This window comes from Candidatus Baltobacteraceae bacterium (assembly GCA_035502855.1).
GTDB lineage: Bacteria > Vulcanimicrobiota > Vulcanimicrobiia > Vulcanimicrobiales > Vulcanimicrobiaceae > Aquilonibacter.
This window is the reverse complement of the sequence record DATJTX010000016.1, coordinates 61,354-81,804: the sequence shown is the minus strand read 5'-3', so window position 1 is coordinate 81,804 and position 20,451 is coordinate 61,354. Positions and strand designations below refer to the sequence as shown.

Genomic DNA, 20,451 nt, shown 5'->3' with positions numbered 1-20,451 from the left:
GATTGCTCCCGGTTTACTTTAGCGAATCCAAGAAAGCGACCAGATTCGCGATGTCCGAACTGGAAAGGCCGTTTTGGGTGGCGTTGGGCATGGTGCCGATCGAACCGGTATAGCCCTGCTGCAGAATCTTCGCGACGTTGGCCGGCGTTGCTGGATCGCCGTCGACGAGATTGGGATGCGTCGGATCGTGCAGCACGCCTTTGAGCCCCGGACCGACGATGCGCTGCGAGAACGGCCCAAGCGCGTGACAAGCGCTGCACTTCTGCGAGAATAGCGCCTGGCCGGCCGTTGCATTACCCCCCGCGAGCGAGACCGTACCCGTGGTACTCGGCAGCGCGTTGCTCACATGAGCGTTCTTGACTTGCCAGCCGTGGTACCACTGCTGGAAAGCGGATGGGGTGTCGACCACGACCCAGGCCGCGCTCGGATTGGGCTTGCCGTCCACGCCGGGAACCATCGCGTTCATCAGCCCGTGTTCGGTACCGCAGAATTCGGTACAGACGATCGGATAGCGGCCCAATTTCGTCGGCGTGAAGCGAATGGTGTTGATCAGGCCCGGCACCATGTCGGCCTTGAGCCGGAACGCCGGCACCCAGAACGAGTGAATCACGTCGCTCGAGGTGACGTTGAGCACGACCGGCTGATCGATCGGCAGATGCATCTCGCCGGTAACTTCGCCGTTGATCTGCGGATAGCGGAAGGTGAAGTACCACTGGTGTCCGATCGACTCGACTGCCAGACCGTTGGCCGGCTGCGCGATCTGGATCTGGTACCAAATCCGGATGCTCAAGTATGAGAGCAGCACGACGAAGAGCGTGGGGATCAGCGTCCACCAAAACTCGAGCACGTGATTGTCGTGAATCTGAACGCCGATCGCGTCCGGCGAATCGCTCGGGCGTGCACGGAAGGCGATGCAGAAATAAATGATGTAGCCGGCAACGAAAACGAAGAGCGCGGTTCCGGAGGCCGCCATGAAGCGCAACAACGAATCGACCTGCGATCCCGGCTCGCCCGCGACCGGCGGCAGAACGAGATCGAGCGGTCCCACCGTCCAAAAGACGATACCCACGATCGAAATGATCGCGAGCACGGCGGTAATAGTCCAGAAGCCGCGACCCAGCGAAACGGGCGCAGCGCGATTCTCAACCAAGAATTCCTCTCCCTAAACCCGCGAGACTTCTCTCCACTATATTGAGCACCGGGCCTACCAGCATCGACTTTAGCGTGTTCCCTGCGCCGTAGGGGGCCTTTTAGGCGCGCGGGAGGCAAACTCCCGGACGAGCCAGTCGACATTCGTGATCGCACTGCCGACCACGACCGCGTCGGCACCTGCGTCGAACGCGTCGGACACGCGTTCGGGCCGAGCGACGCCGCCCTCGCACACGACGAACGCGTCGAGCTCCGCGAGTTCCGCAACCAGGGCGAGTGCGGGCAAGGGCGTCCCGCTCGTTTCCTCGGTATAGCCGCACAGGGTGGTGGCGAGCATTTCGGCTCCCGCAGCCTGTGCGCAGAGCGCGTCGCCCACGGTGGCACAGTCAGCCATCGCGACGCAGCCGGCGTCGTGGATCGCCTCCACCAGCGTCTCGACGCTCGCCCCATCGGGGCGCGGGCGCGGGGTCGCATCGAAGGCGACGATCTCCACGCCGCACGCCGCGAGCGCCTGCACTTCCTTCACGCTCGGCGTGATGTACGGCGCGAATCCGGGATACTCGGTCTTGATGATGCCGATCATCGGCAGGTCGAGTTGCGCGCGCGCGGCGCGTATGTTCTCGACGCTCTGCATCCGCACGCCGGCGGCGCCGTTGCGCTGCGCCGATCGAGCCATCGCCGCGAGAATGCCCGGCTCGTCGATCGGTGAGCCCGGCCACGCCTGAACGGAAACGATGAGTCCGCCGCGCAACCGATCGAGCGTCTTCACGTGCGCGTAGCCAAGATCAGCGCGCCCTCGGCCGGATCGGCGGCAGGCTCGACCAGCGTACAATCGGGCAGCCGCTCGCGCGTCGCCTCGCCGACGCGCCGCGCAAATTGTGAATCGCGCATCAAGCCGCCGGTAAACGCGATCGCGCAGGGACGCTCGAGTACGGCGTGGGCGGCGAGTGCAGCGAGCTCGCGCGCGGCGGCCTCCGCGACCTCGCCCTCGGTAAGCGCCACCGGTGCGAAGGACGCGAAGCGATCGCGCGTGATCGCGCCGCTGTACAAAGCGCGCACGAGTTCGCGCAGATTCGAAACGCCGAAAAATCGTAACGCCGGCGCTGCGCGTGATTCATCGCCGATCGCCTGCGAAACGAAGGCTCGCGCAATCCAGAACGCGCTGCCTTCGTCGCCGAAGAGATAGCCCCACCCACCGGTCGTCTTCGTGCGGCCGTCACGCGCGACCGTATACGCGACCGATCCCGTGCCGGCGATCACCACGACGCCCGCTCTTCCGTAGAGCGCGCCGGCGTGGGCGATGGGCGCATCGTGCATCAACACGAATCGTGCGGCCGGCAGCCGCGGCTGCGCTCCGTAGACGCGCCCTTCGTAGCCGGAAATGCCGGCGACGATCGCTTCGAACCGCGCGTCGAGCGGGAGCCCGGCCCGAGCGAGCGCATCGGCCAGCGCGCCTTCGAGGGCGTCGCGCAGCCGGGTCGAGTCCGGACCGGCGCCGACCTCGTCGGCCGGGCCGCCGCGCCCGCGCGCGAGGACCCGCGTGCCGTCACCGATTGCCGCCGTCGTCGTGCTTTGACCGCCGTCGATCCCGGCAAAGAGCATCACTCGCGCCTGGTCAGCAGCGCGTGCGCGAATTCGTTGGCGGCGACTTCGCGGTCCTTGCGTTGCGGAAGCCGCTCTACTTCGCCGATCGCCTCGCGGTGGTGGTAGAGTTCGTGTCCGACACAGAACCCGACGAACTCGCCGAGTTCGGCCGGCCCCAGCCGTTCGGCGATGCGCGAGTTGATGCGAATGACCGGTCCCTTCGGGTCGTATTCGGAGCGCAGCTCGTCGACGCCCCAATCGCCCAGATCGGCAAAAACGACGCTTACCCCGTATTCGCGCGCGATGCGAAGCGCCGTGCTCACGTCGCCCTGCGCAGGTCGACGCCGTCCGCGACGAGCGCCGAACGCAAGTGATCGGTATCGATGTCGCCGGCAAGCACGCCGGATTGATTCGCGAGCGCCGCGGCGGTTCCGGCCGCCTGGCCGAGCGTCATGACGGTCGGCGTGAGGCGCGTCGACGCAAGCGCTTCGTGCGTCGTCGAGATGCAGCGTCCGGCAACCAACAACTGTTCGCGATTGATCGGAACCAAACAACGATACGGGATCTCGTAGCTCGAACCGGGCGGCGGCCGGTGCGTCGTGGTTCCGCTCCCCGACGGATTGTGAATGTCGATCGGGTACGCGCTGCGCGCGACCGCATCGGGGAACGTGCGGGCCTGCAGCACGTCCTGCGCGGTCAGCGTGTAGCGGCCCTCGATGCGGCGCGACTCGCGAATGCCTACTTGCGTACCGGTCGCCGCGAGACGCGCATTTTCGAAGCCGGGAACGCGTTCGCGAAAGAAACGCAGAAGCTGCATCACTTGCAGCCGCGCATCGACTTCCGCCCGCGTGAGATCGACCGGGTCGAGCGGATCGATATCGGTGACGCGCGTCATGTTCACCGTCACTTCGTCGGGATAGGGGGAGATGAAAAACGAAGCGAGTTCGCGGGGGACGTCGACGATCCCATCCTCGCGTGCCTGTTCCCACAACTCGTACAATCCCGCGACGGCGGTAAGCGCGGGCGCGGTGCGCTCGTGGGCTTTGAGCGACGTGCGCATTTGGTCGGCGTGCATACGCAGATACGTCGCGGTTTTCGAAAGGTCGACGTGACTCAAGCGGAACATCAGACTCGCCGGCTGCACGCGGCCGCGTTCGTCGCCTTTCTGGGTGGGAACGCCGGCCGACGCCGCCACGTAGGCATCCGCGGTCGCGTCGATCACGACGCGCGCCCGATAGCTGCGTCCGCCGCCGACCGTCGCGACGCTTGCACCGATCACGCGTTCGTCCTCGACGTGCGTCCCCAGAAACCACGCATGCAGTAACAGCTCGACGCCCGCTTCGCGCGTCATCTCGAAAAGCAGCGCCTTGTGGATTTCGGGATCGAACGGCGTGATCGTCGGAACGTAATCGGAGGAGTCCGTGATATGGCCGGGCGAGGCGCCGCGGCGAACCAAGCGCTCTACGATCTCCTGCGCGATGCCGCCGACGATGCGCTCACTTCCCGAATGGAACGTCATCCACGGGCCGACCATCGCCGCGGTGGCGGTGCCGCCGAGGAATCCGTAGCGCTCGACCAAAAGCGTGCGAGCGCCGTGACGCGCGGCCGCCAACGCTGCCGCACATCCGGCATTGCCGCCGCCGATGACCAGCACGTCGTACGTGCCCGCGGTACTCACCACGCAGGGGTACGCCTGTCAAGACAAGTATTCCGCTGCTGGTACAGCGACTTCTTCGGAGGCTCCTTAATGCTGCTACAACGTGTGAAGCCGCTCGAGCGCCTATTGGCGGAGACTCAAGAGCAAGGCCATAGTCTAAAGAAGACGCTGGGGCCGTTCTCGCTCATCGCGATGGGGATCGGTGCGATCATCGGCACCGGCATCTTCGTGCTCACGGGCGTGGCTTCGGCGAAGTTCGCCGGGCCCTCGCTGACGATCTCCTTCGTCATTTCGGGTATCGTCAGCGCGTTCGCAGCGCTGTGCTATTCCGAGGTCGCGAGCCGCGTACCGATCGCCGGCAGCGCGTACACCTTTGCCTATGCCTCGCTCGGCGAATTCATCGCCTGGATCATCGGCTGGGATCTCGTTCTCGAATACGCGCTCGGCGCGTCGACGGTGAGCATCGGGTGGGCGGGGTACTTTGTGACGCTCGTGCGGAATCTCTTCGGCTGGAACATTCCGGCGGCGCTGCTGCACAATCCGTGGGACACGGGGCCGATGGGCGAGCCGCTCCACGGTTTCATGAACCTTCCGGCGTTCTGCATCATCTGCCTGATCGGCGTCTTGCTCTATCGCGGCACCCGCGAGTCGGCGCTCTTCAACAACATCGTGGTCACGGCCAAAGTGCTGGTCGTCTTGTTTTTCATCGCGATTGGTTTCGGTCACGTGCAGCCCGGGAACTGGACGCCGTATTTTCCGTTCGGTTGGGGCGGCACGTTCTTCGGAGCGTTCTTCATCTTCTTCGCGTACATCGGTTTCGACGCGGTTTCGACCGCGGCTGAAGAAGCGAAGGACCCAAAGAAGGACATGCCGATCGGCATCATCGGAAGCTTGGCGATCTGCACCGTGCTCTACATCATCGTGGCCGCGATTCTCACCGGCATGGTTCCGTACAACCACCTCAACGTTCCGCAGCCGGTCGCATACGCCGTCGAGCAAGTCGGCTTGCCGTGGGCGAGCGTGATCATCTCCCTGGGCGCCATCGCCGGGCTGACGACGGTTCTGCTCGTCATGATGTTCGGCCAGACGCGCGTCTTCTTCGCGATGGCGCGCGACGGCTTGCTGCCCTCGGTGTTCTCGAAAGTGCATCCGCGCTTCCGCACGCCGGGGCTCTCGACGATTCTCTTCACGATTCTGATCGCGTTAGTCGCGGCGTTCACGCCGATAGCCGTCGTCGGCTCGCTGACGAACATGGGCACGCTGGCGGCGTTCGTCTTGGTCTCGATATCGCTGCCCATCCTTCGCAAGCGCTACCCGACGACACGGGGATTTACCGTTCCCTTCGGCCCTTACGTCATTCCGGTGATCTCAGCGGTACTCGCCTTCGCGCTCTTGCTCGCGCCGTTCTTCGACGAAGGCATCGGCCACATATACGGAATTCCGCTGCCTTGGTTCGGCTTTATCGTCTGGCTCATCATTGGCCTGGTCGTGTACTTCATCTACAGCCGTTCCCACAGCACCGTCGGCAGAGAGGAAGCTACGGGCGCCGCTTTACCGTAAGGATCGTCACCGCCTCGCCGCCGTCGCGCCCGCTCACCTCTTCGCGCGCAAGCGCGCGCGCCTGCTCGATGCTCGCCAGACCGCTGAAATCCGCGATGCGCCCGGCGTAGAGCACGTGCACCGACGGTAGACTTCGGCCCACGTCTCCGAACGAGGTCTCGGATTCCATCGCGGTCTCGAGCGCGTCATCGAGCTGCGCCACGGTCGTGTGCGCGACGCGGGCTCCCGGCGGCGCCAGGCGAACGACGCCGCGCTCGTCGACCACGCGCACGCTCTCCCCGTCCCGCTCGATATGAAGCGACGCAGGCGCGGCCGATTCGGAAAGCGCGGTCGCGCCCGAGGCGGTCGCCCGCACCCGGTTGCGCTGCGTGTCGATCTCGATGCTGACCTCGACGCGATCCGGTGCTGCGCCGGCGGCGATGACGCGATCCTCGACCTCCCGCCGCAAGCGGACGATGTCGGCGGGGGTCGGATCGACGATCGTTCGCTCGACCACGTCGCGCACCAGTGCCAGCGCGACGCCGATCGGAGAAATGACCTCGGCGTCGCGCGCGATGCGGTACGGCATTTCCATCGCCTCGGCCAAAAACGGCACGAGCGCGGCTGCACCACCTCCGCCCCCGATCAGCACCGTGCGATCGCGCGGCATCTCGTAGTGCGCGATCAACTCTTCGACGCACGGGCGCACCTTGGCGGCGGCAAGCTCCAATATGCGCCGCGCATGCATGCGCGCGTCGCCGCCCAGTTCGCGCGCGAGCAGCGTAAATGCCGCCAGCGCCGCCTGCGCGTCTCCGCGCGCAAACGCACCCTCGGGAACGTAACCGAGCAGATTGCTCGCGCATGTCGGCGTCACCGCGGCATGCCCGCCGTCACGCAGGGCAAATCGCAGATAATTCGCCGGATCGTGCGGACGCGGAGCAAACCGTTCGATCCGCGCGCCCTCGAAATCCAACCGCCGCAGAAAGCTCGCATAGCGCAAACCGGCGATGTGCGCCGAGCGCGGGCCGACGTCGGTGATCGCGTGTGCGCCGATCCGCGGCATACTTCCGCCCGCGATTCCGAGCGTGCGCGAGTCGATCGTCTGCAGCATCGTTCGCAATCCGCCCACGCGCGCCGCGCGCATTTGCGGGCGCCCGAACCGGATCGCCGAGCAATCGACGCTCGTGCCGCCGACTTCGAGAAAGACACCGTCGGTCACGTTCTCGTAGAGCAACGCGCCCGCCACGCCGGCGGCCGGCCCGGAAAGCAGGGTGAGAATGGGGCGGCGCTCGACCTCGCCGACGTTCATCACCCCGCCATCGCTGCGCATGATCATCAGCGGCGCCGCGATGCCGGAACGCGCCACCGAGGCTGCCGTCGACTGCGCGGTCTCCAGCATCTTCGGCAGGATCGCCGCGTTGAGCGCTGCCGTTCGCGTGCGCGCGCGCAAGCCGTACATCGTACTGACGTCGTGCCCGCTGGTCGCAGCGATGCCAAGCGCGCGCACCGAATCCGTGACCGCGCGTTCGTACGCGGGCCGGTCGACGCCGAACGGTTCGCTCGCGGCGATCGCGGTTACACCCGATTCCACCAGACGCTCGATCGCGCGTTCGATCGCCTTCTCATCGGTACCGCGCGCAAAAACGAATGACGGCGAGAAATCCACCCCCGGCGCGAGCCGGACGGGCGCGAAGCGCATGTGTGCGCGCGCAAACCACGCCGGCGTATGGGTCAAACCGAGCACGCCGACCTTCGCCACGTCGCCTTCCAGCAGCGCGTTGGTCGCCTGCGTCGTCGAATGGGCGATAAAGGTTACCGCCTCCGGCACGATCCCGTTCTCGTCTAGGATGCGCGCGATACCGGTCACGATTCCGGCCGCGACGCCCGCGGGCGCATCGTGCGTGGTTGGAACCTTGACGCGCGCAAGCAACGCTCGCGTAGAAGCGTCGATTGCGACGACGTCGGTAAACGTGCCCCCGACGTCGACGCCCAAACGAATTTTCGTCACCGCCGAGGGTTATTTGACGGCACAGGTTCCATTCTTTGGATTCGTCGCCCGTACGCCGCTCATCGGGCCGAGCTTGATCGACGCGAACGAGGCTTGGTCCGACTGCGGGAACGGTTTCGTCCCAGCCGGGTAGCAGCTGGAGGCAAGCAGGAAGGCCATCACGTCGGCGTATTGCTGCGCGCTCAGCGAACCCGGATCCGAGAACGGCATATTCTCGAATACCGTCGTGCGCACGTCGCGCAGCGTCCAACCGTCGAACTTCGCGGTTTTCAGGAAATCGGTTCCGGCGACCGCCGGGCCGGCGGTTCCCTGAAGATCGGTCCCGTGACATTGCAGGCAATGCCGGACGTAAACGATCTTTCCGGCGTGCGCCTGCGCGGCGGTGTAGAGCATCGGCATCGCCGGCGTCGCCGCCGCGACGTCGTGCGCGCGCTGGAGTTTGCACGTCGCGGCGTGCGCGGTGTAAAGCACGATTTCGTCTCCGCGCACGGCGACCGACCGAATTGCGAGATTCGCCGGAACCCGCGCGGCCGCCGCGGCGCGCGGCAGTGCCACGTATACCAAAGCTCCCGCGTTGATGCCGTAGGCCGGAGCGCGTGCAGGCACGCCGCATCCGGCGACGCGAACCGCGCCGGCCGGAACGGCGAGTTCGGTGTTTGCGAGCGCGCCGCTGAGCCCGCCGAGAACACCGTCTTGTGAGGGCCGGCCGATGGCCAGCGCGAGGCTTGCCAGCGCGCGCGTGAGATCGAACCGGTAATCGTCCAATTCGCGTTCGCCAAGCGCGTCATTCAAGTTCTCCTGCGCTTCGAGGAGGTTCACTTTCGTGCCCTCGACGGCGGGTTGCCATGGCGGCGTCGCGACCTGATCCAACAGGTGATTGACACGATCGAGCGCACCGCTGACTTCGCCGAGCGCGCGGCGCGCGGCGTTCCGGTAAGCGGTGCGCCCGACGGCGTAGCTATCCTCGATGTGCACGATCTCCGCGACGGCCGACTGCAGGCCGGCCAGCGCCGCGATCGCGTCGCCGTGATCGTCGCGCGACGACTTCGCGTTCGCCGTCGCGTTGAGCGCGAAGACGACCACGAGGACCGCGGCGATCGTGCGCATCGTCACGGGGTGGTGAACGCGGTGATCAGCGCTCGAACCGGGTGACTGTAGGTGCCTTCGAGCGTCGGCGCACCTTGGCCAAAGCGCGGATCGGCGAAGTTCACGCCCGCCGGCCCCGCCCCGACGACGACGTACGGCTTGCCGTCGAGTTCGTAATAACTCGCCGGTGCTTGAATCGTCAATCCGGTCGGATAATGCCACAAGACGGCGCCGGTCTTGGCATCGTAGGCCCTGAAGTCACCGTTCACGCCGCCGGTGAAGACCACGCCGGTCGAAAGTGCGAGCGCCCCGCCGATTTGCGGGAACGCCAGTTTCTTACGCCACGCGAACTTCCCGGTATTGATGTTGATTGCGTTCATGTAGCCGGTGCTCGGTCCGTATTGTTTCGGAAAGGCGCCGCCGAGATAGAATTGTCCGGCGATGTACGCCGCCGTTCCCGGCGAGGTCCAGATGCCGCATTGGTTCGTACTCGGTACGTAAAAGAAGTTCGTTTCGGGCAGGTAACTTCCGCCGTTGAACTCGACGCCCCCGTTGGTGTTGGGACATGCGATGTCGCCGGCCTTACTCGGCTGCGTGTTTTGTCCGCGCTGCATGCTCACCGCGAGATGGTACACGAGCTTTCCGGTTCCGGCGTCCAGGACCCAGAAGTTCCCGGCCTTGTCGCCCGCCGCAACGAGATCTCGCGGCGAGCCGCCGACTTGTCCGGTGAAGAGCACCGGAGGCATGGCGGGATCCCAGTCGTGCGTATCGTGGGGGATGAACTGGTGATACCACTTCATCGTCGGTTTCGCGCCGCTGATGTCGAGCGCGACCATCGAATCGCTATAGAGATTTGAACCGGCGCGAATCGTGCCGAGGAAGTCCGGCTGCGGATTCCCGAGATCGGCGTAGAGCGTATCGGTCGACGGATCGATCGCGATGCCGCTCCAGATCGCGGCGCCGCCGCGTTTCCAGGAGTCGCCGCTCCACGTATTGTGGCCGGCTTGGCCCGGACCCGGGATCGTGTACCAATCCCACAGACGCTTTCCCGTCGCCGCGTCGAAGGCGCTCAGGTAGCCGATGCCTCCCCAGTCGCCGTTGGAAGCGCCGAGCAGCAACATGTTCTTGTACGGCACGGGCTGCATCGTAAAGAACGTATTGCGCGGATCGTGCGCCGCGAGAACGTTCCACACGATTTTTCCGGTGGCCGCATTCAACGCGATCAGGTGTCCGTCGAGCGTTGCTTCGTACACCCTACCGTCGCCGAGCGCGACGCCGCGGTTGGCCGAAAACGCAATGACGTGCGGAACGTAATGGAAGTGCCACTTGATCGCGCCGGTCTTAGCGTCGAGCGCGTACACGTCGTTGTGCGACGACGTGACATACATCGTGCCCTGCCAAACGATCGGCGATACCTCGAGTGGCCCACGGGCATCGACGCTCGTCGACCACGCTTTCCGAAGCTTGGCCGTAGCCCCGGCACCGAGCTTGGCCGCGGGAACGTAACGGTTGTCGCTGTAGGTGCGCGCCGGTAGGATCCAAGCACTGTTGTTTCCCATCGCGTTCGTATACGAGCTGGAGGTTGGCCATGAGCTTTGCCCCTCCAACGGGGGCATCGCCAAAAGAAAAAGTAAGCCGGCAATCACGAGAACGGGTGCAAAACGCAACATAAACCCCTCCTTATGCTAGCTTATCGTACCATCAATTGCGCTGCGGCGAGCCTATTCTTCGGCTCACAAAGCAACCGAGTAAGCCCGCCTGGCGGCCGTGCTACGGCGTTGCGGCGGTTGCGTCGGCGGCCGCTTGCACGAGCGCAGCGATGACCGCGTCGCGGGCCTCATCGCTGCCGCTTCCCGCGTTCAACATCGCCGCGATCGCCACGGTGCGGCGATTGATATAGAGAATCTGCGCCTCGTTCGTCGAGGTTTGCGTATGTGTCAAGTGCATCGTCTTCATTTCGTTCAAGAGCAGTTTGGTGCTTGCGGGCGCGAGCAATCCGCCGTTTACCAGTTGGCTCAAGAGACGCGCGAGCGCGTTGGGCGTCGCGTACCCGGCGTCGTCCGGCGCCACGAAGACCGCATCGAAGCCGAGCGCGCGCAACCGCGCGTTGACGGCGTCGCCTCCCCCAAGCGCTTGAATCAGCGCGTTCGCGGATGCATAGTCGTTATCCATCACCATGCGGGAGATGAGGTCGCGCACGGTCACCCCGTCGAGGCTTTGCGTCAGCGCAAGCTCCCCCGCATCGACGGCCCGCATGGTCACGATTGCCAACGCAAGCCGTTGAACGCCGGCCATCGGCAGGTTGACGTCGCCGCCGCTGCTGGCCGTTGCACCGGTCGTCAGGTCGACGATCCTCACGCCGAGCGTTGCTCCAAGCGTCTTCGCACGCGCCTGCGCGCTTTGCATCTCTTCTTCGAGGATCGCGCGTTCGGAGATCGGTGCGGTCGTCGGCGTAAAGAGCGGAGACGGTCCGATCGGCTGAAGGGCTACGAGCACCAACGCGATCACCGCTTCAGTGCGGCGAGTTCATCGTAGAGCACGGCCATAGTCACGATTCCGCCGAAAAACTGCGAGAGGTTGAACTTCTCGTTGGGCGCGTGAATGTGATCGTCCGGTAATCCCACGCCGATCATGACTTGCGGGATTCCCAAAATGCGATCGAAGCTCGCCACCGGACCGATCGAGCCGCCGGTTCCGATGTACACCGGAGCGATGCCGAAGCCCGCGTGCATGGCGCGTCCCGCCGCAAGCGCCGCCGGATGATCGCGTGAGAGGACGACCGGCGCGACGTCGCCGCCCGACTCGACTTCGACGCGCACGCCGCGCGGTGCGTTCGCGCGAACGTACTCGGTGACGAGCGTGCGCACGTGGACCGGATCCTGTTCACCGACCAGCCGCGCCGATAACTTCGCGCGCGCAAAGGCTGGAATGATCGTTTTGGTGCCCGGGCCCTGATAACCGCCCCAGATCCCGTTGCACTCGAGCGTCGGACGAAACCACATCCGTTCGAGCGGCGTTCGTCCTGCCTCGCCGCACAGCTCGGGGACGCCGAGCAACTCGGCTTCGCGCCCTTCGTCGAATGGGAGATTCGTGAGTTCGTCGATCGTCGCGGCGTCGGGTTCGGGCACGCCGTCGTAGAATCCGGGAACCAGCACGCGGCCGCTCGCGTCTTTCAGGCCGGCGATGATGCGCGCCAATGCTTCGATCGGGTTGGCGACGACGCCGCCGTAGTAGCCCGAATGCGTATCGTCCGCCGGTCCGTGGACCGCGATCTCCCAATGAACCAAGCCGCGAACACTCGCGGTCAGCGACGGCACGTCTTCCGAAAAGACCGCCGTATCGCTGATTACCGCAACGTCGGCGGTGACGAGATCGCGGTAGCGTTCGAGCGCGCTCTCGAAACTGGGTGAACCGATCTCCTCTTCACCTTCGACGACGATCTTGACGTTGATCGGTAAACGGCCGCGCGTGCGCATATGCGCTTCGATCGCGGCAAAATGCATCAGCACTTGGCCCTTGTCGTCCACCGCTCCGCGCCCGTAAATCTTTCCGTCGCGCACCTCCGCGGCGAACGGCGGACTCTTCCACAGTTCCAACGGATCGGCCGGCTGCACATCGTAGTGGCCGTAAATCAAGACGGTGGGCGCGTCCGGCGCGCCCAGCCACTGCCCGTAGGCCAGCGGATTCCCCGCCGTTTCCAATACGCGCGCATCCAATCCGACCTCGCGCATGCGGTCCACCAACCGCTCGCAGCAGGTTCGCACGTCGTCGCGATGCGCCGGATCGGCCGAGATCGACGGGATCGCGACCCAGCGCTTCAGCTCGTCGAGATGCGAGTCGCGATGGGCCCTGCAATAGGCCGCGAGTTCCTGGTCTATCGCCGCGTTGACGCTCATCTCGTTCGCACCTTTAGGATGACGGAAGTGAAATATCGATGGTATGGCCATTGCGCTCGATTTCGAAATCGTGCGGTTTACCGTCGTATGCTCGCTGTTCGGTCTGATAGGTGCCGTATTCCCACCAAAACTGCCCGTCGAGTTTTTCTACCACGTCGCCCGTGCGCAGCCCGGCCGCGTAGGCCGGGCCCCCGGCCCGCACGTACACGCGCATGTTCCCGTCGACGGTCTTAAAGAGCGCATAAAGAAACCCGGGCGACTGGCCGGGCGCCAGGGCAAGGCCGCGAGCGAACAGTTCATCCGCGCGCGGATCGCTCCGGGCCCAAGCCCGCAGCCGCGCGGTTCCCTCATGCGCCAGCGCTTGTGCCTGCGCCGCGGTCGGCGAATCGAGCTCGACCGCATGATCGTGCCACTCCTGCACGATCCATCCGCCGCAGTCTTCCAAGCGCAGCCCGATATCCAAATCGGTCCCCTCGATCAACCGGAACGTTGCCGCGCTCACGTAGACATACGCCGCATATCCTTTGGAAGAGCAGTCGCGCGCATCGGGATCGTCGTGATCTGCGAAAGCGGTCCACGGCGGCCGGCCCAGATCGGTGAGCACCGCGCCGGCTGCCGCGCGAGCGAGCGGCGAGCCGTCGTCGTCGACCGCGATGCGTTCGCTTGCGCGCGCCGGCGCGAAGAGTCCGGGCAGGGGCGCGGCCAGCGCGGGCTGCAGCGCCGCCGCAAACGCGCGCGCGCCGAAGAGCCGGGGCGCGCCCACGGCGACCGCAAGCACGGCAAGCGTCGCGACCGCCACTTGAAAGGGCAACGTACGTTTCGTAATGGTATCGAGCGGCGTGCCGGTGAAGTTTGCGACCCAGACGTTGGCGGTATTCGTCGGATCGCAAACATTCTGCACCTGCACGACCGCCATTACGGCCGCGACCAGCACGACCGGCGGCAGGGCATGGGTCGAGAGGAGTACCGTGAAGACGGCGATGCCGACGCCGAACGGATTGAGCGGTCCGCGATAGAGCACGAGCGGGCTGCCCAGCCCGAATATCACGACATACGCGAGCGGATTGTCGGCCCAGCCGCTCACCAGCGGCCGCACCGCGTCCCGGAACAGCGGCTCTTGCGTCGCAACGAAGAGTATCCCGATGCCGATGAACAGCAACACCGCGGCCGCGACGTCTTCCACGCCGCGAATCGCCGCAGCTACGAGCGTCTCGACGCAGCGTGTACCGCGCGTCACGACGGCACCGAAGATCGCGGCCAGGACGAAGGAAATCGTCGGATCGAGATGCAGCACGAAATACAGCACGATCGGCAGGAGCGGCGTCACCAGGGCGATGGCCGGAACGCGCGGCGCCTCGGGCTCGTCGCCGGCGTCGGCATAGGTGGCGTAATCGCGCTCGCGGGCAAAGCTGAGCGCCGCGTACGCGATCAGCGCTACCGCGTCGATCGCCGCGAGCAATAGTGCGTAATGCGTCATTTGCTGCGGGACGACGCCGAAGAGTTGCGTGTAGAAGCGCCAGTTGGTGAGGTTGAAGATGAAGCCGAGCGCAAAGGCCATGAGAAAGAGCGTCGCGGCGACGGTGCGCGGCACCCCCGTCGTCATCATCACCGGCAACACGATCGCGCCGACCATGATGATCGCTCCCAATCCGGAGAGCGAAGTAAAGAGCAGCGCAACGACCGCGCAAAGAACCAGCGCGAGCGCGAAGGGCGCTTCGCCGCCGTATTCCGCCGCCAGATTGACGAGCGCGCGGGCAATACCGGTATCGAGCGTCACGCGTGCGAGCAGCGCACCGAAAATCACCGTGACGTAGACCGGGGCGAGCGCGACGGCGCCGCGCGTGATCAGACCGGCAAGATGCCCTGCGGGCACGCCGGCGACGAGCAGCATCAGCACGGCCATGCACGGCAGCGCGACGATCGCCGGCATCATTCGCCGGTACATCGCAAACGCGAACGCGAAAAAGACCGCCAGCAGCGCGACGCCGTGGATCACTGCGGCAAGCCGAGAACCGAATCGAGCGGGGGCAGCGTCTTGCTCGGCACGTACTGGTTGTAGATCACGCGATCGATCGCGTCGGCGCGCTCGATCGCCCGCTGTGCGTCGAGATGATAGCGCTCGAGGTTGCTCGCCAAATGATCCTCGCGATCCTCGTACCGCCACGCCCGCGCGTAGGGAATCGCGAGCCGCTCGTCGATGTCGCGCTGCTCCCAAAACCAATACTTGCACCAGAAGAGGTCGCGCAGCGCGTCCTTGGGATGCGCGGCGGCATCGGCGTAGTACCCGCGCACCTCCGCCGCGATCTGATAGCGCCGTCCGAGCGCGTCGTAGCGCCGTGCCGCGAGCAGCATGACGGCCGCCGCGTTGGCGTGCAGCGGCGGATGCGCCGCGATCAGGTCGGTCTCGACATGCTCCGCGTCGAGCCGAAGCGTGCGCAGATCGACCTTGCTCATCTCGTCGGTGATCGTTCCCGGCACGAACGGATCCGCCCAGGCGAGCAGATCGCTGAACTCGGGCAAGCGATCGGTCATCGAACCCAGCAGCACCGCATCGCTCGCGTAGCGCGGATCGTCGACGCCGAAGAACGCGCTCGGAAAATCGTGCTCGAAGCCGTCGGTGGTACTCCACGCGTCGGCCGCCGCGTAAATGACCGGGTACCATGTGGCTTCGAAGAGCGTCTCGCCGTCGTCGTTCCAAACGGTTTCGAAGAGGCCGAGGACGTGCGCGCGTTTGCCCTCGTCGATGAAACGGCCCTCGTTGGCGAGCGCCGCGGTCACATTGGGGAAAATACGGCTCCAGTTGTTTGCACCCGGGGCAACCATTTGCTCGAAGCCGCCATTCGCGATCAGGCGAATATACGGCTCGAAGGTTTTCTCGGCGCCGTAATGCCAGTTGACGATGACCGCGCTACGCGGCAACAGCTTCATGATCGACGGGTCGGCTTCGATGCCGTCGTCCCAAAGCATGATCCGTGCGCCCGAAGGCGCGATCAGTGCGTTCATGTCGCGGACGTGTTGCGCGTAAACCGCGCTGCGTCCGCCGTGCGCCGCAACGTAGGCCGCGGTGCCGCCTTCACCCAGCGTCGCCGTTTCATCCGAACCGATGTGGAAGAACGGCGGGTGCGGAACCGCCGCCAGCTCCCCTCCGATAATGCGCCGCAAGTATTCGGCGGCCAAATCCGATGCGGGCGAGAGCAGGAAACCGTGAGGGAAGGCGGCGGCGCTCGCGTATTGCTCGACGGCCAGCGTGTTGTGCATGTGGGCGAAGGTCTGCTGCTCGGGGATCAGCGCGACGTGGTAGCGCGCGGCGTACAGGGCGAGCGCGTGCAGCTGCGCCGGCGTGATCCCGTCCGGCGGCGCCGGGAGCGGATCGGTCGGACTCGCGAAGACGTGTTCCATGTACGGCGAGTAGCCGTTCATCTTGAATGCCGCGATCGTGCGAATGCGCTCTTCGAAGTAGCGCATCGTCGGCAGCGGTCCGCGCGAAACGTCGTCGGAGAGAATGCGCCACCGCAGCGCCGGCGCATCGTCGACGCGAACGCAGGGAACGACCCATCGCCCGCCGTCGCGCACCGGGAGCTGCGCCAACGTCATCACGCCGTAGAAGGCGCCGTCACCGTCGGCGCTGCGGATCGTGACGCCGCGCAGCGACACGTCCAGGCGATACGCCTGCGGCTGCAGCAACGGATCGCGAACGAACCGAACGTTCGATCGCGGCGATCTCGTGACGTGCGCAATGCCGAGTGCGGTCCAGCGGCGCTGCCATTCGTCGAGCGCGCCCGGATCGATGCCGATCGGTGCAAATCGGGGCGGCGGAATCGAGCACGCGCCGCGAACGAGGGAGACGGGCCGCGGAAGAACGTGCAGCGCGACCGCGGCGAGTATCGGAGCCAGCACTATCCCGCCGCGGCTTCCATCGCGCGATCGCGCACGTCGAGCGCCGCGCTCACCTCGTCGATGTACGCGGGCAGCGCGGCGGCGTCGACGCCCTCGGCGCGGTCGGCCAATTCCACGGCGGCGAGATCGGCGCGGCTGATGCGATCGACCGTACCGGCGTCGGTCGAGGCGGACTCGAAGGAGCCGAATACCTTCTGATTGGTGAAGTCGGTGCGCAGGATCGCGGCGTCGAGCCGCTCGCCGGCGTCACCGGTGGGAGCGAGACGCTCCCGCAGGCGCGCCAGCGCCTCCCCGAGGTAGGCTCGTACCATCTCGTCCGCACGATGCCGGTCGCTCATCTCGCCGTATCCGGGAAAGCCCGCGATTTTCCCGCGTAATGTCAAGAGAGCGTCCATTCGCGGCTCTTACGACGGGTTTCCGCGTGGGGCCTCGGGAACTCCAGGAGTCCGATGGCTGCCTTGCTGGTCCTCGCACTCGCAGCTCTCGCTGGTGCGGCGATCTACTACGCCTCGATCTTCTTCCGGCGATACGTGCTCGCGCGTCAAGATCATCGCCGTGTTCTTGCGCTCTTCTCACGCTACGTGCCCTCACCGGTGGTCGAGGAGCTGCTCGCCCGCAAGGACGCGCGCCTCTTCGAAGCACGAGAGTACTATGCCACGATCCTGTGCGCGCGGATTCGCAACTTTGCCCTCTTCGCCGAATCGCTCTCACCGGAAGAGACGCTGCGTTACCTCAACGAATTTTACACGATCGTGGGCCAGGCGGTGCAGCGTCACCGCGGCATGATCGAGAGTTTGCGCGGCGACACCGTGACGGCCGTCTTCGGCGTGCTCATCGAAGAGAAATTTCAGGAAGAACGCGCACTGCGCGCCGGACTGGACGTCATGCGTGTAATCAACGCGATGGAGGCGCGCTGGCGCGCGCAGGGACGTAAGCCGATCGCCGTCGGTATGGGCGTCAACTCCGGAAAAATCATCGCCGGCGACACGGGCTACAAGGACCGGCGTGAATTTGCGATCGTGGGAAATCCCGCGCAGGTCGCGGCGCGGTTAGAGGCGGCCTCCGAAGAGCTCAACGCCGGAATCATTGCCTCGGAAGCCACCTACGACGTGGTGCGCGAGCTCTTCGTGGGGGTTCCAACCTCCTCGCTTCCGCTGCGCGGACTGCGCCGGCTGCAAAACGCGTATATCGTTCGCGGGCTCACGCGCCGCGCGGCCGACGACGACCTGCTCACCTTGCCCTCGCAGCGCGCGTTCAACGAAACGAAAGTTCACTCGTACGAAGCCGAGGAGATCCCGGCAGTCGAACCGGACTCGTACATTGCTCCCGAAGAAACCGCGCCGCAACAAGCCATCGACGAACGCGTTACCGCCACAGCCCCGCCGGAATTCACGCACTTCTCGCGCTACGACGACGACTCGCCGGCCCTTCCCGAGCCTCCGCCGGTGGTGGGAACCTACGAAGACGATCAAGGGCCGCCCGTGCAGCTGCCGCCCTGACGCATCGCTCAAACGTCAGAGCAATGAGAGAAGCCGCGGCAGCGTTTCAGCCGCCGAACCGCGCACGACGCAATCGACCTGGTCGCTGATCGCAGTGGGTTCCGGGTTGATCTCCGCGATGAACGCAGCCCCGTTGCGCCGGGCAAGCGCGGCTGCCGGATAGACCACCGCGCTGGTTCCGATTACCAGGATGACGTCGGCCCGATCGGCCGCCGCGCGGGCGCGTTCCCACCCCTCCGCCGGAAGCGGTTCGCCGAACCAGACGATGTCGGGACGAAGACGTCCGCCGCAGTGATGCTCGATACGGTGGAGCGCAAGCCCGAGCGAATCGAGCGGCTCTCGCTCCTCGCACCCGGTGCAGCGTGCGGTTCGCAGAGCGCCGTGCAGTTCGACGACGTTGCGCGAGCCGGCACGAAGATGCAGGGAATCGACGTTTTGGGTGGCGAGCGTGAAGTCGCGATAGCGTTCTTCGAGCGCAGCGAGCGCGTAGTGACCGGCATTCGGTTGTGCGCGCCGGTGCGCGGCATTTCGCTCGTTGTACCACGTCCACACCAATTGCGGGTCGGCCGCAAATCCCTGCGGAGACGCGAGTTCTTCAACGCGATGCGTGCGCCAAAGTCCGCCCACACCGCGAAACGTCGGCAATCCGCTCTCGGCCGAGATGCCTGAGCCGGTGAGCACCAGAACCGCGCGTGCTGCGCGCAATCGTCGAACCAGGTCGTCCATCGCCGGCTCTTTCGCCGCGTGCTTGCGGGAATCTACCGGCGCGGCGGACGAAGGGGCACGACATGAGCGGCAAGGATGATGTCCGCACGCGCACCTGGCCGGCCTATCTGGTTGCGGCCGTGTGCTTCGCCATCGCCGTTGCGGTCTCGCTCGTCAACCTTTCGTTGATCGAACAACTGCGGGCCGCACAAGCGCAGGCGGCGCGCACGCAGTCGCACTCGATCGGCCTCGTGCGCGATCTCGATAGCGAACGCTCGACGATGGCCGATCTCATGGACGAGAGCGCGCAGCGCTTCGATATTCCCGGTGGGCAGATCGTGCGCGTGCGCGGCCATCTCTACATCACGATGCACGATCTCGCGGCTGCGCCGCACGGCAAAGTTTACCAGGCGTGGACGATAGCGGCCGCCGGCAAAGCGCCGCAGCCCTCGCTGACGTTCGTCCCGGATGCGCACGGCGTCGCCGTCGTGGCGCTCCCCGGCGATGCGAAAGAGATCGCGGCACTCGCGATCAGCATCGAGCCCGAGGGCGGCAGCAAGACGCTGACGACCAAGCCGTTGGTAGTAGAACAGCTCGACTGATGGTGCGCACCACGCGCTTGACCAGCGCGCACGAGCGGGACGCGTTAGCCTATTTGGCGCTCGCGCCGTACGCGAACGTGTTCTTGACGTATCTGATCCTCTTCGATCTCGGCTCAACCACGCGCAGCGCCCTTCACGTGGCACTCGACGAGTCCGGCAAGATCACCGGCGTCGCGTACTTTGCGCGCCAGGTCGTGCTGGCCGCCGACGGTCAGGCGACGGTCGAGGCCTTCGCGCGCGTGGGCGCCGCGCACCACGGTGAAAAGATGATCGTCGGACCGCGCCGGGAGGTCTCCGCTTATTGGAGGCTGGTCCGGCACAACCACGAACCCGCTCGCCTCGTGCGCGAGCGCCAACACGTGATGATGCTCGATCGTTCGATGCTGCGTCCGTACGAACACACCGTCGTCGCGCGGCGGGCACGGCTCGACGAGTGGCCCATCGTTGCCGACAACTCGGCCTCGATGATCGCGCTCGAACTCGACTACGATCCGATGCGGACCTCACCCGAATTCACCTCGAACGTGCGCACGATGATCGATCGCGGACTGTGGTGGGTCGGTGAATCGCTCGGGCGGCTTTGCTTCTTTTGCAACGTCGGGCCGTGGAGTCCGATGACCGCGCAGCTGCAGGGCATTTGGACGCCGCCCGAACTACGCGGCCGGGGCCTTGCGACCGCCGCGCTGGGCGCTGTCTGCGACCGGTTGCTGGAACTCACGCCCTCGCTCTCACTGTACGTCAACGACTTCAACGAGAAAGCCATCGCGCTCTACGAACGCGCCGGCTTCGTGACCGTCGGCGAATTTCAGACGATTCTGTTTTGAGCTAC

General features: G+C 65.5%; 18 protein-coding genes. 4 read left to right on the top strand and 14 right to left on the bottom strand.

Going from position 1 to position 20,451, the window contains the following annotated elements; all coding sequences use genetic code 11:
* Nucleotides 1-13: 13 nt before the first annotated feature.
* The 5 genes from coxB to VMF11_03585 form a co-directional block, all read right to left on the bottom strand.
* A complete protein-coding gene (coxB, locus tag VMF11_03605) occupies nucleotides 14-1,150 on the bottom strand; it encodes a cytochrome c oxidase subunit II (GenBank protein HTU69384.1) in 1,137 nt (378 codons plus the stop codon).
* 69 nt (nucleotides 1,151-1,219) lie between these two features.
* Nucleotides 1,220-1,918, bottom strand: coding sequence for an N-acetylmannosamine-6-phosphate 2-epimerase (locus VMF11_03600; GenBank protein ID HTU69383.1), 699 nt, complete (start codon nucleotides 1,916-1,918; stop codon nucleotides 1,220-1,222).
* Nucleotides 1,915-2,751, bottom strand: a complete 837-nt coding sequence (locus VMF11_03595; protein HTU69382.1) for a BadF/BadG/BcrA/BcrD ATPase family protein — start codon at nucleotides 2,749-2,751, stop codon at nucleotides 1,915-1,917. The genes VMF11_03600 and VMF11_03595 overlap by 4 nt, the downstream gene beginning before the upstream one ends.
* The gene (locus tag VMF11_03590; protein HTU69381.1) at nucleotides 2,751-3,056 is read right to left on the bottom strand and encodes a hypothetical protein; all 306 of its coding nucleotides are present in this window, start codon (nucleotides 3,054-3,056) and stop codon (nucleotides 2,751-2,753) included. Before VMF11_03590 ends, VMF11_03595 begins: the two co-directional genes overlap by 1 nt.
* A complete protein-coding gene (locus VMF11_03585) occupies nucleotides 3,053-4,411 on the bottom strand; it encodes an FAD-dependent oxidoreductase (GenBank protein ID HTU69380.1) in 1,359 nt (452 codons plus the stop codon). The genes VMF11_03590 and VMF11_03585 overlap by 4 nt, the downstream gene beginning before the upstream one ends.
* A gap of 69 nt (nucleotides 4,412-4,480) precedes the next feature.
* Here VMF11_03585 and VMF11_03580 point away from each other — a divergent pair, with 69 nt between their 5' ends.
* Complete coding sequence (locus VMF11_03580; GenBank protein ID HTU69379.1) at nucleotides 4,481-5,950, top strand: amino acid permease; 1,470 nt, start codon at nucleotides 4,481-4,483, stop codon at nucleotides 5,948-5,950.
* On the opposite strand, the gene VMF11_03575 is transcribed toward VMF11_03580, so the two are convergent.
* The 8 genes from VMF11_03575 to VMF11_03540 form a co-directional block, all read right to left on the bottom strand.
* Nucleotides 5,928-7,937, bottom strand: a complete 2,010-nt coding sequence (locus VMF11_03575) for a hydantoinase/oxoprolinase family protein (GenBank protein ID HTU69378.1) — start codon at nucleotides 7,935-7,937, stop codon at nucleotides 5,928-5,930. The genes VMF11_03580 and VMF11_03575 overlap by 23 nt on opposite strands.
* A gap of 9 nt (nucleotides 7,938-7,946) precedes the next feature.
* Nucleotides 7,947-9,044: a cytochrome c gene (locus VMF11_03570; GenBank protein ID HTU69377.1), complete on the bottom strand. Its 1,098-nt coding sequence runs from the start codon at nucleotides 9,042-9,044 to the stop codon at nucleotides 7,947-7,949.
* A gap of 2 nt (nucleotides 9,045-9,046) precedes the next feature.
* Nucleotides 9,047-10,582: a PQQ-binding-like beta-propeller repeat protein gene (locus VMF11_03565; GenBank protein HTU69376.1), complete on the bottom strand. Its 1,536-nt coding sequence runs from the start codon at nucleotides 10,580-10,582 to the stop codon at nucleotides 9,047-9,049.
* Nucleotides 10,583-10,793: 211 nt separating this feature from the next.
* Nucleotides 10,794-11,531 (bottom strand): serine hydrolase, encoded by a 738-nt coding sequence (locus VMF11_03560; protein ID HTU69375.1) that lies wholly within the window; start codon nucleotides 11,529-11,531, stop codon nucleotides 10,794-10,796.
* On the bottom strand, nucleotides 11,528-12,919 hold the full coding sequence (locus VMF11_03555) for a dipeptidase (GenBank protein ID HTU69374.1): 1,392 nt from the start codon (nucleotides 12,917-12,919) through the stop codon (nucleotides 11,528-11,530). The genes VMF11_03560 and VMF11_03555 overlap by 4 nt, the downstream gene beginning before the upstream one ends.
* A 13-nt stretch (nucleotides 12,920-12,932) precedes the next feature.
* Nucleotides 12,933-14,915: a hypothetical protein gene (locus VMF11_03550; GenBank protein HTU69373.1), complete on the bottom strand. Its 1,983-nt coding sequence runs from the start codon at nucleotides 14,913-14,915 to the stop codon at nucleotides 12,933-12,935.
* The gene (locus tag VMF11_03545; GenBank protein HTU69372.1) at nucleotides 14,912-16,816 is read right to left on the bottom strand and encodes a glycoside hydrolase family 20 zincin-like fold domain-containing protein; all 1,905 of its coding nucleotides are present in this window, start codon (nucleotides 16,814-16,816) and stop codon (nucleotides 14,912-14,914) included. Before VMF11_03545 ends, VMF11_03550 begins: the two co-directional genes overlap by 4 nt.
* The gene (locus VMF11_03540; GenBank protein HTU69371.1) at nucleotides 16,816-17,211 is read right to left on the bottom strand and encodes a hypothetical protein; all 396 of its coding nucleotides are present in this window, start codon (nucleotides 17,209-17,211) and stop codon (nucleotides 16,816-16,818) included. The genes VMF11_03545 and VMF11_03540 overlap by 1 nt, the downstream gene beginning before the upstream one ends.
* Before the next feature lie 54 nt (nucleotides 17,212-17,265).
* Between VMF11_03540 and VMF11_03535 the strand changes: the two genes are divergently transcribed.
* Complete coding sequence (locus VMF11_03535; GenBank protein ID HTU69370.1) at nucleotides 17,266-18,315, top strand: adenylate/guanylate cyclase domain-containing protein; 1,050 nt, start codon at nucleotides 17,266-17,268, stop codon at nucleotides 18,313-18,315.
* A gap of 15 nt (nucleotides 18,316-18,330) precedes the next feature.
* Here VMF11_03535 and VMF11_03530 read toward each other — a convergent pair whose 3' ends face one another.
* Nucleotides 18,331-19,041 (bottom strand): NAD-dependent deacylase, encoded by a 711-nt coding sequence (locus VMF11_03530; protein HTU69369.1) that lies wholly within the window; start codon nucleotides 19,039-19,041, stop codon nucleotides 18,331-18,333.
* A gap of 62 nt (nucleotides 19,042-19,103) precedes the next feature.
* Here VMF11_03530 and VMF11_03525 point away from each other — a divergent pair, with 62 nt between their 5' ends.
* Both VMF11_03525 and VMF11_03520 read left to right on the top strand, forming a co-directional pair.
* Entirely contained in the window at nucleotides 19,104-19,622 is a 519-nt protein-coding gene (locus VMF11_03525) for an anti-sigma factor (GenBank protein HTU69368.1), read from the top strand.
* Nucleotides 19,622-20,446 (top strand): GNAT family N-acetyltransferase, encoded by an 825-nt coding sequence (locus VMF11_03520; protein ID HTU69367.1) that lies wholly within the window; start codon nucleotides 19,622-19,624, stop codon nucleotides 20,444-20,446. The genes VMF11_03525 and VMF11_03520 overlap by 1 nt, the downstream gene beginning before the upstream one ends.
* Nucleotides 20,447-20,451 lie beyond the last annotated feature (5 nt).

Excerpts from the sequence above, each read along its gene's own strand:
- VMF11_03580 (HTU69379.1), top strand. The coding sequence starts at position 4,481 with ATGCTGCTACAACGTGTGAAGCCGCTCGAGCGCCTATTGGCGGAGACT.
- VMF11_03595 (HTU69382.1), bottom strand. The coding sequence starts at position 2,751 with ATGCTCTTTGCCGGGATCGACGGCGGTCAAAGCACGACGACGGCGGCA.
- VMF11_03520 (HTU69367.1), top strand. The coding sequence starts at position 19,622 with ATGGTGCGCACCACGCGCTTGACCAGCGCGCACGAGCGGGACGCGTTA.
- VMF11_03530 (HTU69369.1), bottom strand. The coding sequence starts at position 19,041 with ATGGACGACCTGGTTCGACGATTGCGCGCAGCACGCGCGGTTCTGGTG.
- VMF11_03565 (HTU69376.1), bottom strand. The coding sequence starts at position 10,582 with ATGGGAAACAACAGTGCTTGGATCCTACCGGCGCGCACCTACAGCGAC.
- VMF11_03555 (HTU69374.1), bottom strand. The coding sequence starts at position 12,919 with ATGAGCGTCAACGCGGCGATAGACCAGGAACTCGCGGCCTATTGCAGG.
- VMF11_03535 (HTU69370.1), top strand. The coding sequence starts at position 17,266 with ATGGCTGCCTTGCTGGTCCTCGCACTCGCAGCTCTCGCTGGTGCGGCG.
- VMF11_03540 (HTU69371.1), bottom strand. The coding sequence starts at position 17,211 with ATGGACGCTCTCTTGACATTACGCGGGAAAATCGCGGGCTTTCCCGGA.
- VMF11_03525 (HTU69368.1), top strand. The coding sequence starts at position 19,104 with ATGAGCGGCAAGGATGATGTCCGCACGCGCACCTGGCCGGCCTATCTG.
- VMF11_03570 (HTU69377.1), bottom strand. The coding sequence starts at position 9,044 with ATGCGCACGATCGCCGCGGTCCTCGTGGTCGTCTTCGCGCTCAACGCG.